Consider the following 14,467-nt stretch of genomic DNA (forward strand, 5'->3'; position numbering starts at 1 on the left):
GATTAATCACTGCTGGCGCATGCCCGCCAGCATTTTTTTTGTGCTTGGTCTGTTTGGCTGCGCTGCTTTACCCCCTGCGGCGGTAGCGCCTGTGGCAAGTCAGGCGCCCCGTGTATTCGATCTCGCCGGCCGGATTGCGGTGAAGTATCGCGACCAGTCATCCTCCGGCAGTCTGCGCTGGCGGCATCGGCCAGACCAGGACGACATTACTTTGCTGTCACCACTGGGTCAGACGGTCACGCAAATTACCCGTGGTGCGGACGGCGTGACGCTGATTGATCAGGCGCACAAAATCCACCGTGCCGCCGACACGGAAACCCTCACTCAGGAATTGCTGGGATGGCGTTTGCCGCTCTCCGGGCTGGGCTATTGGGTGGTGGGGCAGCCGGCCCCGTCACTACCGTATCAAGCCGAACGTGATGCACAACAACGCCCCACGCAGCTCGTGCAGGATGGCTGGCGGGTGAATTACAGTACCTGGCAAACTGTCGATGGGCAGGGCTTGCCGCGCACAATGACGCTGCAACGTGATGATCTGGAAATCCGTTTGGTGATGGACCAGTGGACGTTGAAAGCCGGCGCGCAATGACCACCCTGGTATGCCCCGCACCCGCCAAATTAAACCTGTTCCTGCACGTGGTAGGGCGGCGTGCAGATGGCTACCACCTGTTGCAGACGCTGTTTCGCATGATAGATTATGGCGATACCCTGCACCTCATGCTGCGTGAAGATGGGCGCATCGTGCGTCAGCAGCCGCTGGCGGGGGTGGCAGAGGAAAATGACCTGTGCATGCGTGCAGCGCAACTGTTGCAGGCTGAGATAGGTTGCATGCTGGGTGTGGGTATCCGGCTGGAAAAACGCCTGCCCATGGGCGCTGGGCTGGGCGGCGGCAGCTCGGATGCGGCCAGCGTGCTGCTTGGCCTCAACCGGCTGTGGGGACTGGGCCTGTCGCGCGCCCGGCTGCAGGAACTGGCGCTAAAACTGGGAGCGGATGTGCCGGTGTTTGTATTCGGCCAGACCGCATTTGCCGAGGGAATCGGCGAGGCGCTGCAAGCCGTGGCGCTTGCGCCAGCCTGGTATGTGGTGCTGACGCCCGCGCTGAGTGTTTCGACAGCGGCAATATTTGCACATCCGGATTTGACAAGAGACAGCGAAATCATCAGAATAGCCGACTTTTCCGAAGCCAGTCAGTTTGCTATGCGGAACGACCTGCAAGCCGTGGTTTGCCGTGATTATCCAGAAGTGGCGCGACATCTGGCGTGGCTTTCTCAGCATGGTGAGGCGCGCATGAGCGGATCGGGTGCCAGTGTGTTTGCAGCGTTTGATACTGCCGCTGCCGCGCAGCGCGTGCTGGCACAACTTCCGCCGGATATGCGCGGTTTCGTGGCGGCTGGTTTGGATATGCACCCGCTTTATGATTATGCGGGTGACAGTGAAGTAGCACAGAGCAAGTAACAGGGGAGTCGCCAAGTGGTAAGGCACCGGATTTTGATTCCGGCATTCGTAGGTTCGATCCCTACCTCCCCTGCCAGAATTTTACGGTAGCCCATGCGGGCGCCAGCGAGAAGCGTGTAATGGTCGTTACACGCTTTAGTTTTTTTTGGGTGGGGTGAGTTGTGGCGTACGACAGCATGATGGTGTTTACCGGCAATGCCAATCCCCGGCTGGCCGCAGATGTAGTGCGCCATCTCAATATTCATCTGGGGCGCGCCACGGTGGCGCGTTTCTCCGATGGCGAGGTGATGGTGGAATTGCTCGAGCATGTGCGCGGCAAGGACGTGTTCGTGCTGCAGTCCACTTGTGCCCCCACCAATGACAGCCTGATGGAAATCATGGTCATGGTGGATGCCTTGAGGCGTGCTTCGGCAGGGCGTATCACGGCGGCGATACCGTATTTCGGCTACGCGCGCCAGGATCGCCGTCCCCGTTCGGCGCGCGTGGCGATTACCGCCAAGGTGGTGGCCAACATGCTGGCCGGCGCCGGTGTGGATCGCCTGCTCACCATGGATCTGCACTCGGATCAGATTCAGGGGTTTTTCGACATTCCTGTTGACAACATCTATGCTTCCCCGATCTTGCTGGGTGACGTATGGAAGCAGTCGTATCCTGACCTGATCGTGGTGTCGCCCGACGTTGGCGGCGTGGTGCGCGCGCGCGCTTTGGCCAAGCGTCTCGAGTCCGATCTGGCCATTATCGACAAGCGCCGTCCCAAGCCCAACGTGGCCAAGGTGATGAATATAATCGGCGATGTGCAGGGCCGCACCTGCGTTATCATGGACGACCTGGTGGATACCGCCAACACCTTGTGCGAAGCGGCGCAGGCGCTGAAAGACAAGGGCGCCAAGCGTGTGCTGGCCTATTGTACCCACCCGGTACTGTCCGGTACTGCGGTGCAGCGCATCGAGAATTCTGCGCTGGATGAGCTGGTGGTAACGGACACCATTCCGCTGCGTGATGAGGCTAAAAACTGCAATCGCATCCGTCAGCTTTCGGTCGCAGAATTGTTGGCGGAAACCATGCGCCGCATCAGCAATGAGGATTCGGTCAGTTCGTTGTTTATGGAATAGTTTTAGTGGTGCACGCTTGCGTGTGTCACGCCTCCGTAGTCTGGTCGCGGGTGCGGAGTAACCGGACGAAACCGGCACTGAGTCGGTTTAGTCATAATTTACTGGAGTAGATCATGGAAGTAATCGCTAACACACGTGACGTACAGGGTAAGGGTGCGAGCCGCCGCCTGCGTCGCCAGGGCAAAACACCCGGCGTGGTATATGGTGGCGGCAAGGACGCTGTCAATATCGAGCTGGATCACAACGCGCTGTTTCACGCCCTCAAGCGCGAGACCTTCCACGCCTCCATCCTCACCCTGGCTATCGATGGCGCCAGAGAAGCCGTGCTGCTGCGTGACTACATCATGCACCCGTTCCGGATGGAGGTGCAGCACATTGATTTTCAGCGTGTGGACAAGACCCAGAAAATCCACGTCAAAGTGCCGCTGCACTTTATCAATGCCGACATTGCACCGGGCGTGAAGCTGGCTGCCGGCGTCGTCACCCACATCATGACCGATCTGGATGTGTCATGCCTGGCGGACAACCTGCCGGAATTCATTGCGGTGGACCTGGCGGACTTGCAGGCCGGCCACTCCATCCATCTCTCCGAGCTGAAACTGCCCGCAGGTGTGGAAGCTGTCAGTCACAGGGGTGACGATTCTGCAGTTGTCACCATTGTGGTGCCGCGTGGTGCGGTGGCAGAAGAAGCTGCTGAAACTGCAGTTGCACCTGCAGCCATGCCCCCGGCTGCCTAAATCCCGGAACTGCCGGTCCCATGACTGCCCTCCGGCTTATTGTGGGGCTGGGCAATCCCGGACGCGATTACGCGCGTACCCGGCACAATGCCGGATTCTGGTGGATAGAGCGTTGCGCAGAGGACTTGCGCATTGCGCTTAAACCCGAGGCCCGCTATTTCGGTATCGCCGGACGTGGAAATTCTGCGCCCGGCGAAGTTTTTTTGCTGCAGCCGCAGACTTTCATGAACGCGAGCGGCAAGTCGGTCGCGGCGCTGGCGCGTTTTTATAAAATCGAACCGGCGCAGATTCTGGTGGTGCACGACGAACTGGATCTGGCGCCGGGTGTGGCGCGTCTGAAAATGGGCGGTGGCCACGGCGGCCACAACGGCCTCAAGGACATCGCCGCGCAACTTGGCAGCAGGGATTTCTGGCGGCTGCGCCTGGGTATCGGCCATCCCGGTGAAAAAAGCCAGGTGGTGAACTATGTGTTGAACCCGCCCCGCCCCGATGAACTTGCGCTGATCGAAGATGCCATTAGCGATGGGCTGCGCGTATTGCCCGACATGCTGCGCGGTGATTTTGCTGTCGCCATGCTTAAACTGCACACACAAACCAAATAAATCATGAGCCTCAAATGTGGAATTGTCGGCTTGCCCAATGTGGGCAAGTCCACCCTGTTCAATGCCCTGACGCGCGCCGGCATTGCCGCCGAGAATTATCCATTCTGCACGATTGAACCGAATACCGGGGTAGTGGAGGTGCCTGACCCGCGTCTGGCCCGCTTGGCCGAGATTGTCAAGCCTGAACGCGTACTGCCGGCGATCGTCGAATTTGTGGACATTGCCGGGTTGGTGGCAGGTGCCTCGAAGGGCGAGGGTCTGGGCAACCAGTTTCTGGCCAATATCCGTGAAACCGACGCAATTACCCACGTGGTACGCTGCTTCGAAGATGACAATGTGATTCACGTGGCAGGCAAGGTTGATCCCATTTCCGACATCGAAACCATCCAGACCGAGCTGGCGCTGGCGGATCTGGGTACGCTGGAAAAAGCTTGCACGCGCTATCAGAAGGCGGCGCGCTCGGGTGACAAGGAGGCGGCCAAGCTGGTGGTCTTGCTCGATCAGGTGCGCGCCCACCTCGATCAGGGCAAGCCGGTGCATGCCATGCCCCTGGATGCCGAGCAGCAGGACTTGCTCAGGCCGTTGTGCCTGCTCACTGCCAAGCCGGTACTCTACGCGGCCAATGTGGATGAGCAGGGCTTTGACAACAATCCGTTGCTGGAGCGGGTGCGTGAGTTTGCCGCGCGCGAGGGCGCACCCGTGGTGGCGGTATGCGCCGCCCTCGAAGCGGAAATGGTGGATATGGATGATGCCGACAGGCAGGCGTTTCTGGCAGACCTGGGGCAATCAGAGCCGGGTCTGGATCGTCTGATCCGTGCCGCATACCAATTGCTGGGGCTGGAGACGTATTTCACCGCCGGGGTAAAGGAGGTGCGCGCCTGGACAATTCACAAGGGCAGTACCGCGCCGCAGGCTGCCGGGGTCATTCACACCGATTTCGAACGCGGTTTTATCCGCGCCGAAGTCACCGGGTATGACGATTTTATAGCCTGCCAAGGCGAGCAGGGTGCGAAAGAGGCCGGGAAAATGCGCCTGGAAGGCAAGGAATATGTTGTAAAAGACGGCGATGTGATGCATTTCCGCTTTAACGTTTGACAAAAGTAGCGATTATTGGGATAATTTTCGGCTTGTTTTGGAGGGGTTCCCGAGCGGTCAAAGGGATCAGACTGTAAATCTGACGGCTCTGCCTTCGAAGGTTCGAATCCTTCCCCCTCCACCAGAATCTGGTGGTTTTGATGTTGCGGATCGCACGTGCGGTCATGTCCGGAAAACATCATCCGGCAAATGTGTGCGGGTGTAGCTCAATGGCAGAGCAGAAGTTTTCCAAACTTATGACGAGGGTTCGATTCCCTTCACCCGCTCCAGTTTAGTGGCTGTCCGGTTTTATTGGGCACCTCAGAGCCCATGTAGCTCAGTGGTAGAGCACTCCCTTGGTAAGGGAGAGGCCACGTGTTCAATCCACGTCATGGGCACCATAGTTTTATAGCGTTTGTAGCGATCGTTTACGGCGAGAGGATAGATATCATGGCAAAAGGCAAGTTTGAACGCACCAAGCCGCACGTCAACGTTGGCACCATTGGTCACGTTGACCACGGCAAGACCACGCTGACGGCGGCGATCAGCACCATTCTGTCGAAGAAATTTGGTGGTGAGGCGAAGAACTACGCAGACATTGACTCGGCTCCCGAAGAGAAGGCGCGCGGCATCACCATCAACACCGCCCACGTAGAATACGAGACCGAGAAACGCCACTACGCCCACGTCGACTGCCCGGGCCATGCCGACTACATCAAGAACATGATTACCGGTGCCGCGCAGATGGACGGGGCCATCCTGGTTGTCTCGGCGGCCGACGGCCCCATGCCGCAGACGCGCGAGCACATCCTGCTGGCGCGCCAGGTGGGCGTGCCCTACATTGTTGTCTACATGAACAAGGCCGACATGGTGGACGACGCCGAACTGCTCGAGCTGGTTGAAATGGAAGTGCGCGAACTGCTCAGCAAATACGACTTTCCGGGCGACGACACCCCGATCATCATCGGCAGTGCGCTCAAAGCGCTGGAAGGCGACCAGTCCGACATTGGCGAGCCCTCCATCTTCAAGCTGGCGGCGGCCCTTGACAGCTACATTCCCGATCCCGAGCGCGCCATCGACGGCACCTACCTGATGCCCGTGGAAGACGTGTTTTCCATTTCCGGTCGGGGTACCGTGGTGACCGGCCGTATAGAGCGCGGCGTCATCAAGGTGGGCGAAGAAGTCGAGATTGTCGGGCTCAAGCCCACCGTCAAGACCACCTGCACCGGTGTTGAAATGTTCCGCAAGCTGCTCGACCAGGGGCAGGCCGGCGACAACGTTGGGGTCCTGCTGCGCGGCACCAAGCGCGAAGACGTCGAGCGCGGCCAGGTGCTGGCCAAGCCTGGCTCGATCAACCCGCACACCAAGTTCAGCGCCGAGATCTACGTGCTGAGCAAGGACGAGGGCGGCCGTCACACCCCGTTCTTCAACGGCTACCGCCCGCAGTTTTTCTTCCGCACCACCGACGTCACCGGTGCGGTGGAGCTGCCGGCCGGCACCGAAATGGTGATGCCGGGCGACAACGTATCGGTGACGGTGGCGCTGATTGCGCCGGTGGCGATGGAAGAGGGTCTGCGCTTCGCGATTCGCGAAGGCGGCCGTACCGTCGGGGCCGGTGTGGTGGCGAAAATCGTCGAGTAAAGTAATTGTCCGGTGGCTGGCGGCTGGTGCGGGTTCCGCGCTGTTCGCTGCCAGTCGCCGGCTGGATTCTAGGCCAGTAGCTCAATTGGCAGAGTGTCGGTCTCCAAAACCGAAGGTTGGGGGTTCGAGGCCCTCCTGGCCTGCCACTATATAACGGGAGCGTGACCATCTCACAGGTGCTGGTGAGTCTCACAAGGTTCATATGACCGACAAAATCAAGTTGCTGGCTGCCGTGCTGATGGTTATCGCAGGCATTGCCGGCTTTTATTATTTAGCCGACAGTCCGGCAGTGGTTCGCCTGGGTGCCATTCTGGCGGGATTTGCGGCGGCGATTGCGATTTTCTGGTTTACCCAGGCGGGACGGCAGTTCTTCGCGTTCAGCCAGGAGTCGGTGGTCGAGGCGCGCAAGGTGGTCTGGCCGACGCGCAAGGAAACCATTCAGACCACGGGAATTGTATTTGCATTTGTTGTGGTGATGGCTTTGTTCCTCTGGCTGGTGGATGCGGGGCTGTTGTGGGCAGTGAAATTGCTGATGGGGCGGAGCGACACATGAGTATGCGCTGGTATGTAGTGCACGCCTATTCCGGGTTTGAGAAAAGTGTTCAGCGTGCGCTCAGGGAGCGCATCGAACGTGCCGGAATGCAGGACAAGTTTGGCGAGATTCTGGTGCCGGTGGAAGAGGTCATCGAGATGAAGGCCGGCCAGAAGTCGATTTCCGAACGCAAGTTTTTCCCGGGCTATGTCCTGGTGCAGATGGAAATGAACGATGAGACCTGGCACCTCATCAAGAATACGCCCAAGGTTACCGGATTCGTCGGCGGTTCTGCGATGAAGCCCACGCCTATCACCGACAAAGAAGTTGAGGCAATCCTGCACCAGATTCAGGAGGGCGTGGAGAAACCGCGTCCCAAAGTGCTATTCGAGGTGGGCGAAGCAGTGCGCGTGACCGAAGGGCCATTCAACGATTTTCACGGCAACGTGGAAGATGTCAATTACGACAAGAGCAAGTTGCGTGTGTCGGTGCTGATCTTCGGTCGCGCTACACCCGTTGAACTGGATTTCAGCCAGGTGGAAAAAGCCTGAGGTTTTGAATAATGGCGGTGTGCCGCCAGGTTTTTTGTGTAACGGGGAGGGTGCAAACAGCCGTTTGTGATCCGCTAATACCCATTTTCAGGAGTGTGCCAAGTGGCAAAAAAAATCGTTGGCTACGTCAAGCTGCAAGTCCCTGCGGGCAAGGCAAACCCCAGTCCGCCCATCGGCCCGGCGCTGGGTCAGCGCGGTTTGAACATCATGGAATTCTGCAAGGCATTCAATGCCCAGACTCAGGGTATGGAGCCGGGTTTGCCGATTCCTGTGGTGATTACCGCCTTTGCAGACAAAAGCTTCACCTTCGTGATGAAGACGCCGCCTGCCACCATCCTGATCAAAAAGGCGGCAGGCATACAAAAGGGCAGTCCGAAACCGCATACGGACAAGGTGGGCAAGCTGACGCGCGCCCAGGCAGAAGATATTGCCAAGGCAAAAATGCCGGATCTGACTGCCGCTGATATGGACGCGGCGGTGCGTGTCATTGCAGGTAGCGCCCGCAGCATGGGTATTGAAGTGGAGGGCGTATAAATGGCCAAGTTGTCCAAACGCCAGCAAGCGATCCAGGCCAAAATCGATCGCAGCAAAACTTATCCGGTCAACGACGCATTGGGTCTGGTCAAAGAAACCGCCACTGCCAAGTTTGACGAATCCGTGGACGTGGCCATCAATCTCGGTGTGGATGCGCGCAAATCTGACCAGCTGGTGCGCGGTTCCGTGGTGCTGCCGCGCGGCACCGGTAAAACCGTGCGGGTTGCGGTGTTTGCCCAGGGTGAGGCCGCAAAGGCTGCGCTGGAAGCCGGTGCTGATATCGTCGGTTTTGATGATCTGGCTGCCGAGATCAAGGCAGGTCGCATGGACTTTGACGTGGTGATTGCCAGTCCGGACGCCATGCGCGTAGTGGGTCAGCTGGGGCAGGTGCTGGGTCCGCGCGGCCTGATGCCCAACCCTAAAGTGGGTACGGTTACGCCCGACGTCGCAGGCGCAGTGAAGAACGCGCGCGCCGGTCAGGTGCAATACCGTACCGACAAGGGCGGCATTGTGCAGTGCACCATCGGGCGTGCTTCGTTCGAAGTGGAAGCGCTGCGCGAGAATCTGGCCGCGCTGCTGGATGCGCTGGCGAAAGCCCGCCCTGCCAATGCCAAGGGCGTGTACATGAAGAAAATTTCTGTGTCCAGCACCATGGGTGCCGGCGTGCGTGTGGACCACGCCAGCCTGACACAGTAATTGGTAATAATCCGGGCGTGACCAGCGTTCCGGACAGAACTTTGGGCTGCTGGTGCGCAAGTGCCGGCAGGTTGTCAAAGACCGTTGGGGTTGGGGTGTAAATGACAGGGAATATTTTCCTGTGAGATATGCCCGATTTAATTTTCAGGACGCGTGCGTTATGTCCTGATCCCAACGCAGATGGCGTGCCCCGATACAGGAAAAGCGTTTGTTTGTGGATGTTTCTCCTGATGAAAGGTCGCCGACTCTCGGCAGCTGTTGGGGTTTCTCCCCTGATGACGGCCGGTGTTTATAGAAGGAGGTAAGACCTTGAGTCTGAATCTAGAGGAAAAGAAGGCAGTTGTAGCCGAACTGGGTGCCGAACTGGCAAATGCCCAGACGGTGGTGGTGGCTGAATACCGGGGAATCGGTGTTGTGGGCATGACCGCTTTGCGTGCCAAGGCACGGGCTAACGGCGTTTACCTGCGGGTATTGAAAAATACCCTGGCGCGTCGTGCGGTTGCCGGAACGCCCTTTGCCGGCTTGTCCGACCATCTGGTCGGGCCGTTGGCATACGGGATTTCCAAAGATCCGGTAGCCGCTGCAAAAGTGCTTGCGGATTTTGCCAAAGGTAACGACAAAATCGTTGTCAAGGCGGGTGCGATGGCCAATTTCGTGATGTCCGCCAAAGATGTCTCGAACCTGGCCAGCATGCCAAGCCGCGACGAGTTGCTGGCGAAACTGATGGGCACCATGCAAGCGCCGATTACCCAGTTTGTGCGTACGCTTAACGAGGTTCCGACCAAGTTTGTGCGTGGGCTGGCTGCGGTACGCGACAAGCAGGCTGCTTGAAGCATTGACGGCGCGATAGGGCGCCGTAATGAACCAATTTAAAACTTTTCAATCAGGAGAAATACCATGGCTTTGTCCAAAGCTGAGATTCTGGATGCCATCGCTGGCATGACTGTGCTTGATCTGTCCGAACTGATCAAGGAAATGGAAGAAAAATTTGGCGTATCCGCGGCGGCGGCCGCTGTGGCTGTCGCTGCTGCGCCTGCCGCCGCTGCTGCCGCTGAAGAAAAAACCGAGTTTGATGTGATTCTGACCGGCGCTGGCGAAAACAAAGTGAACACCATCAAGGTGGTGCGCGCGATTACCGGCCTGGGCCTGAAAGAAGCGAAAGACCTCGTTGACGGCGCCCCCAAGGCTGTTAAGGAAGGTGTTTCCAAGGCAGAAGCCGAATCCGTCCAGAAACAGCTGGTGGAAGCAGGCGCGACTTGCGAAGTCAAGTAATTACGCATCACGCAACACAACTTCTGTCATTGGCCGGGGAATCCCGGCCAATGCAGAATACACAAGACAGGGGCACAACATCAATGCGGATTAGGCGCGTGTTGTCTTTTGTCTTTTGTCTTCTGCGCAGGGCCCTCTAGGAGAATCCATGAGTTACTCATTCACCGAGAAAAAACGCATCCGGAAAAGTTTCGCGAAGCGCGCAAGCATCCTCCAAGTGCCTTTTTTGCTGGCCACCCAAATTGATTCCTTCAGGGCTTTTCTGCAGGCCGATGTCAAGCCCGACAGCCGTGCCAATGAAGGTTTGCAGGCCGCATTCACCTCGATTTTTCCCATCGCCAGCCATTCCGGCAATGCCAAGCTGGATTTCGTCAGCTACGTACTGGGTGAGCCGCCATTCGACATGGTGGAATGCCAGCAGCGCGGCCTGACCTATGCTGCGCCCCTGCGTGCCAAGGTGCGCCTGACCATCATGGATCGCGAAGCATCCAAGCCGACTGTGAAGGAGGTCAAGGAGCAAGAGGTTTACATGGGCGAGATTCCGCTCATGACACCGACTGGCTCGTTCATCATCAACGGCACCGATCGCGTGATCGTGTCACAGCTGCATCGTTCGCCAGGCGTATTCTTTGAGCATGACCGCGGCAAGACGCACAGCTCCGGAAAGCTGCTGTTCTCGGCGCGGATTATTCCTTATCGCGGGTCCTGGCTGGACTACGAATTTGACGCCAAGGATTACCTGTATTTCCGTATTGACCGCCGTCGCAAGATGCCCGTGACCACCCTGCTCAAGGCGCTGGGCTACAATAACGAGCAGATCCTGGCGGAATTCTTTACCACCGATACTTTCCACTTTGCCAAGAAGGGGGTGCAGTTCGAGCTGGTGCCGGATCGCCTGCGTGGCGAGATTGCGCGCTTCGACATTGTGGACAAGAAGGGCGCGGTGATTGTCCCCAAAGACAAGCGCATTACCGTCAAGCATATCCGCATGATGCAGGAAGCCGGATTGACCAAGATCGCGGTACCGGAAGAGTTTGTGCTGGGACGCGTGCTGTCGGCCAATGTGGTGGACAAGGATAGCGGTGAAATTGTCGCCAACGCCAACGACGAGATCACCGAAACATTGCTCGCCAAGCTGCATGAGGCAGGTATCGCCAAGGTCAATACCATCTACACCAATGACCTGGACCAGGGCGCATATATTTCTGCCACCCTGCGTACCGATGAGACCCCGGATCAGTATGCGGCAAGGGTCGCCATCTACCGGATGATGCGGCCAGGCGAGCCGCCTACCGAAGATGCGGTGGAAGCGTTGTTCAAGGGTTTGTTCTTCAATGAAGATCGCTATGACCTGTCTGCCGTCGGGCGCATGAAATTCAACCGCCGGGTTGGCCGCGACGAACTGGAAGGCGCCGGTATCCTGAGCACCGAGGACATTGTCGCGGTGATCAAGATACTGGTGGAGCTGCGTAACGGCCGCGGCGAGATCGACGACATCGATCACCTCGGCAACCGTCGTGTGCGTAGCGTCGGCGAGCTGGCAGAGAACCAGTTCCGTGCCGGGCTGGTGCGCGTCGAGCGTGCGGTCAAGGAGCGCCTGTCGCAGGCGGAATCGGAAAACCTGATGCCGCATGACCTGATCAATGCCAAGCCGGTATCGGCAGCAGTGAAAGAGTTCTTCGGCTCCAGCCAGCTGTCCCAGTTCATGGATCAGACCAATCCGCTGTCCGAGATCACCCACAAGCGCCGCGTTTCTGCGCTGGGTCCGGGCGGACTGACGCGCGAGCGCGCCGGCTTCGAAGTGCGTGACGTGCACCCCACTCACTATGGCCGGGTGTGCCCGATTGAAACCCCGGAAGGTCCGAACATCGGACTGATCAACTCGCTGGCGTTGTTCGCCCGGACCAACAAGTATGGCTTCCTGGAAACGCCTTACCGCAAGGTGGAAAACGGCAAGGTGACGGATCAGATCGAATATCTGTCCGCCATTGAGGAAAGTAAATATGTCATCGCCCAGGCCAACGCGGAGCTGGACAGGAACGGCAAATTCACCAGCGAAATCGTGTCGTGCCGTCACAAAAACGAATTCGAGCTGGCCAGCCCGGACCGTATTCAGTACATGGACGTGGCGCCGTCACAGATCGTCTCGGTGGCCGCTTCGCTGATTCCATTCCTCGAGCACGACGACGCCAACCGTGCGTTGATGGGCTCAAACATGCAGCGTCAGGCCGTACCCTGCCTGCGTGCCGAGAAGTCCCTGGTCGGGACGGGTATCGAGCGCACCGCTGCGGTGGACTCCGGCACCACGGTGCAGGCGCGTCGCGGAGGTGTGGTGGATTACGTGGACGCAGGCCGTATCGTGGTGCGCGTCAGTGACGAGGAAACTACCGCAGGTGAAGTGGGTGTGGATATTTACACCCTGATCAAATACACCCGTTCCAACCAGAACACCAACATCAACCAGCGTCCGCTGGTCAAGGTGGGTGACATGCTGGCGCGTGGCGATGTCATCGCCGATGGCGCTTCCACCGACATGGGCGAACTGGCACTGGGACAAAACCTGCTGGTTGCATTCATGCCGTGGAACGGCTTCAACTTCGAAGATTCAATCCTGATTTCCGAACGCGTGGTGGCGGAAGACCGCTATACCTCCATCCATATTGAAGAACTGACCGTCGTTGCGCGTGATACCAAGCTGGGACCGGAAGAAATTACCCGCGATATTTCCAATCTGTCCGAGCGCATGCTCGGGCGTCTGGACGAATCGGGTATCTGCTACATCGGTGCCGAAGTGGAAGCCGGCGACGTGCTGGCGGGCAAGGTCACGCCCAAAGGTGAAACCCAGCTTACGCCGGAAGAAAAGTTGCTGCGTGCCATTTTCGGTGAAAAAGCCTCCGACGTTAAGGACACCTCGCTGCGCGTGCCGTCCGGCATGGCGGGTACAGTGATAGACGTGCAGGTATTCACCCGCGAAGGCATCGAACGCGATGCGCGCGCCAAGCAGATCATCGACAATCAGCTGTCCGAATACAAGAAGGACATGGCGGATCGTATGCGCATCGTCGAAGAAGACGCATTCGCCCGCCTGCAGCGCCTGTTGCAGAACAAAGTGGTTAAAGGGGGTCCGAAAAAACTGGCCAAGGACAGCAAGATCACCCAGGACTACCTGGATAGCCTGAATCGCCACGACTGGTTTGACATCCGCCTGGCTGACGATGAAGCCAGCCGCCAGATGGAATCGCTCAAGGACAGCCTGGATCAAAAGCGCATCGAATTTGATGCCATGTTTGAAGAAAAGAAGAAAAAGCTCACTGCCGGCGACGAGCTGCCGCCCGGCGTGCAAAAGATGGTGAAGGTGTATGTGGCAGTCAAGCGCCGCCTGCAGCCCGGTGACAAAATGGCCGGTCGCCACGGTAACAAGGGTGTGGTCTCCAAAATCGTACCGATCGAGGACATGCCATTCATGGCGGACGGTACGCCGATGGATATTGTGCTGAACCCGCTGGGCGTGCCTTCGCGTATGAACGTCGGGCAGATTCTGGAAACCCATCTGGGCTGGGCTGCCAAAGGACTGGGCAAGAAGATCGACGACATGCTGCAGGCGCAGAAAAAAGTGGCGGAGGTGCGCAAGTTCCTCACCCAGATATACAACGCCACGGGCAAGTCGGAAGATCTCGCCAGTTTTAGCGACGACGAAATCATCGAGCTGGCGCGCAACCTGCGCAATGGCGTGCCCTTTGCCACGCCGGTGTTCGACGGCGCCAACGAAGCCGAGATCAAGGACATGCTGGAGCTGGCGGGTCTGCCGCGTAGCGGCCAGATCACGCTGTGCGATGGTCGCACGGGTGAGGCATTCGATCGGCCGGTTACGGTTGGTTACATGCATGTGCTCAAACTGCACCACCTGGTGGACGACAAGATGCACGCCCGCTCCACTGGCCCTTACAGTCTGGTGACCCAGCAGCCGCTGGGCGGCAAGGCACAGTTCGGCGGCCAGCGCTTTGGCGAGATGGAGGTGTGGGCGCTGGAAGCCTACGGCGCGGCTTATGTGCTGCAGGAAATGCTCACGGTGAAATCCGACGACGTGACCGGACGTACCAAGGTGTACGAGAACATCGTCAAGGGCGAGCACAAGATTGAAGCGGGTATGCCGGAATCCTTCAACGTGCTGGTGAAAGAGATCCGTTCCCTGGCAATCGATATTGATTTGGAGCGTTACTGACGGTGCGTAGCACGCTCGCCGGTAAGAGCCGGCGCCAAT

14 protein-coding genes and 5 tRNA genes are annotated in these 14,467 nt (G+C 58.3%); all 19 read left to right on the top strand.

The annotated features are described in order from the left end of the window. Positions 1–19: 19 nt before the first annotated feature. The 19 genes from lolB to rpoB all read left to right on the top strand — a co-directional run bounded on the left by lolB (position 20) and on the right by rpoB (position 14,428). Positions 20–589, top strand: a complete 570-nt coding sequence (gene lolB, locus GZH91_RS03485) for a lipoprotein insertase outer membrane protein LolB (RefSeq protein ID WP_147070827.1) — start codon at positions 20–22, stop codon at positions 587–589. Continuing rightward, a complete protein-coding gene (gene ispE, locus GZH91_RS03490; protein WP_147070828.1) occupies positions 586–1,455 on the top strand; it encodes a 4-(cytidine 5'-diphospho)-2-C-methyl-D-erythritol kinase in 870 nt (289 codons plus the stop codon). Before lolB ends, ispE begins: the two co-directional genes overlap by 4 nt. Position 1,456: 1 nt before the next feature. Continuing rightward, a tRNA-Gln gene (locus tag GZH91_RS03495) sits at positions 1,457–1,531 on the top strand. Positions 1,532–1,616: 85 nt separating this feature from the next. Further along, positions 1,617–2,567 carry a ribose-phosphate pyrophosphokinase gene (locus GZH91_RS03500; RefSeq protein ID WP_147070830.1) on the top strand — a complete coding sequence of 317 codons (951 nt, stop codon included), beginning with the start codon at positions 1,617–1,619 and terminating at the stop codon, positions 2,565–2,567. Positions 2,568–2,680: 113 nt separating this feature from the next. After that, a complete protein-coding gene (locus GZH91_RS03505; protein ID WP_147070832.1) occupies positions 2,681–3,304 on the top strand; it encodes a 50S ribosomal protein L25/general stress protein Ctc in 624 nt (207 codons plus the stop codon). Between the two features lie 20 nt (positions 3,305–3,324). Beyond that, positions 3,325–3,906, top strand: a complete 582-nt coding sequence (gene pth, locus GZH91_RS03510) for an aminoacyl-tRNA hydrolase (protein WP_147070834.1) — start codon at positions 3,325–3,327, stop codon at positions 3,904–3,906. A gap of 3 nt (positions 3,907–3,909) precedes the next feature. Beyond that, positions 3,910–5,001 (top strand): redox-regulated ATPase YchF, encoded by a 1,092-nt coding sequence (gene ychF, locus GZH91_RS03515; RefSeq protein ID WP_147070836.1) that lies wholly within the window; start codon positions 3,910–3,912, stop codon positions 4,999–5,001. A gap of 39 nt (positions 5,002–5,040) precedes the next feature. Next, positions 5,041–5,125: transfer RNA gene (locus GZH91_RS03520), tRNA-Tyr, on the top strand. 71 nt (positions 5,126–5,196) lie between these two features. Then, positions 5,197–5,270, top strand: a tRNA-Gly gene (locus tag GZH91_RS03525). Positions 5,271–5,306: 36 nt separating this feature from the next. Next, positions 5,307–5,381: transfer RNA gene (locus GZH91_RS03530), tRNA-Thr, on the top strand. 49 nt (positions 5,382–5,430) lie between these two features. Then, the gene (gene tuf, locus GZH91_RS03535; protein WP_147075184.1) at positions 5,431–6,621 is read left to right on the top strand and encodes an elongation factor Tu; all 1,191 of its coding nucleotides are present in this window, start codon (positions 5,431–5,433) and stop codon (positions 6,619–6,621) included. A gap of 70 nt (positions 6,622–6,691) precedes the next feature. Continuing rightward, positions 6,692–6,767: transfer RNA gene (locus GZH91_RS03540), tRNA-Trp, on the top strand. A 56-nt stretch (positions 6,768–6,823) separates the two neighbouring features. Continuing rightward, positions 6,824–7,174 (top strand): preprotein translocase subunit SecE, encoded by a 351-nt coding sequence (gene secE / locus GZH91_RS03545; protein ID WP_147075050.1) that lies wholly within the window; start codon positions 6,824–6,826, stop codon positions 7,172–7,174. Then, positions 7,171–7,704 carry a transcription termination/antitermination protein NusG gene (gene nusG, locus GZH91_RS03550; RefSeq protein ID WP_147075049.1) on the top strand — a complete coding sequence of 178 codons (534 nt, stop codon included), beginning with the start codon at positions 7,171–7,173 and terminating at the stop codon, positions 7,702–7,704. The genes secE and nusG overlap by 4 nt, the downstream gene beginning before the upstream one ends. Positions 7,705–7,806: 102 nt before the next feature. Further along, positions 7,807–8,238 (top strand): 50S ribosomal protein L11, encoded by a 432-nt coding sequence (gene rplK, locus GZH91_RS03555; protein ID WP_147075048.1) that lies wholly within the window; start codon positions 7,807–7,809, stop codon positions 8,236–8,238. Continuing rightward, positions 8,239–8,934 carry a 50S ribosomal protein L1 gene (gene rplA, locus GZH91_RS03560; protein WP_147075047.1) on the top strand — a complete coding sequence of 232 codons (696 nt, stop codon included), beginning with the start codon at positions 8,239–8,241 and terminating at the stop codon, positions 8,932–8,934. Positions 8,935–9,243: 309 nt separating this feature from the next. Beyond that, on the top strand, positions 9,244–9,765 hold the full coding sequence (gene rplJ, locus GZH91_RS03565; protein WP_147075046.1) for a 50S ribosomal protein L10: 522 nt from the start codon (positions 9,244–9,246) through the stop codon (positions 9,763–9,765). 66 nt (positions 9,766–9,831) lie between these two features. Then, on the top strand, positions 9,832–10,206 hold the full coding sequence (rplL, locus tag GZH91_RS03570) for a 50S ribosomal protein L7/L12 (protein ID WP_147075045.1): 375 nt from the start codon (positions 9,832–9,834) through the stop codon (positions 10,204–10,206). Positions 10,207–10,354: 148 nt separating this feature from the next. Then, positions 10,355–14,428 (top strand): DNA-directed RNA polymerase subunit beta, encoded by a 4,074-nt coding sequence (rpoB, locus tag GZH91_RS03575; RefSeq protein WP_147075044.1) that lies wholly within the window; start codon positions 10,355–10,357, stop codon positions 14,426–14,428. Positions 14,429–14,467: the final 39 nt, after the last annotated feature.

This window comes from Sulfuriferula plumbiphila (genome assembly GCF_009938015.1).
Classification (GTDB): Bacteria; Pseudomonadota; Gammaproteobacteria; order Burkholderiales; family Sulfuriferulaceae; genus Sulfuriferula; species Sulfuriferula plumbiphila.

Coding starts and splice junctions, on each gene's coding strand:
- rplL (WP_147075045.1), top strand. CDS start 9,832: ATGGCTTTGTCCAAAGCTGAGATTCTGGATGCCATCGCTGGCATGACT.
- lolB (WP_147070827.1), top strand. CDS start 20: ATGCCCGCCAGCATTTTTTTTGTGCTTGGTCTGTTTGGCTGCGCTGCT.
- pth (WP_147070834.1), top strand. CDS start 3,325: ATGACTGCCCTCCGGCTTATTGTGGGGCTGGGCAATCCCGGACGCGAT.
- secE (WP_147075050.1), top strand. CDS start 6,824: ATGACCGACAAAATCAAGTTGCTGGCTGCCGTGCTGATGGTTATCGCA.
- nusG (WP_147075049.1), top strand. CDS start 7,171: ATGAGTATGCGCTGGTATGTAGTGCACGCCTATTCCGGGTTTGAGAAA.
- rplA (WP_147075047.1), top strand. CDS start 8,239: ATGGCCAAGTTGTCCAAACGCCAGCAAGCGATCCAGGCCAAAATCGAT.
- ispE (WP_147070828.1), top strand. CDS start 586: ATGACCACCCTGGTATGCCCCGCACCCGCCAAATTAAACCTGTTCCTG.
- tuf (WP_147075184.1), top strand. CDS start 5,431: ATGGCAAAAGGCAAGTTTGAACGCACCAAGCCGCACGTCAACGTTGGC.
- rpoB (WP_147075044.1), top strand. CDS start 10,355: ATGAGTTACTCATTCACCGAGAAAAAACGCATCCGGAAAAGTTTCGCG.
- GZH91_RS03505 (WP_147070832.1), top strand. CDS start 2,681: ATGGAAGTAATCGCTAACACACGTGACGTACAGGGTAAGGGTGCGAGC.
- ychF (WP_147070836.1), top strand. CDS start 3,910: ATGAGCCTCAAATGTGGAATTGTCGGCTTGCCCAATGTGGGCAAGTCC.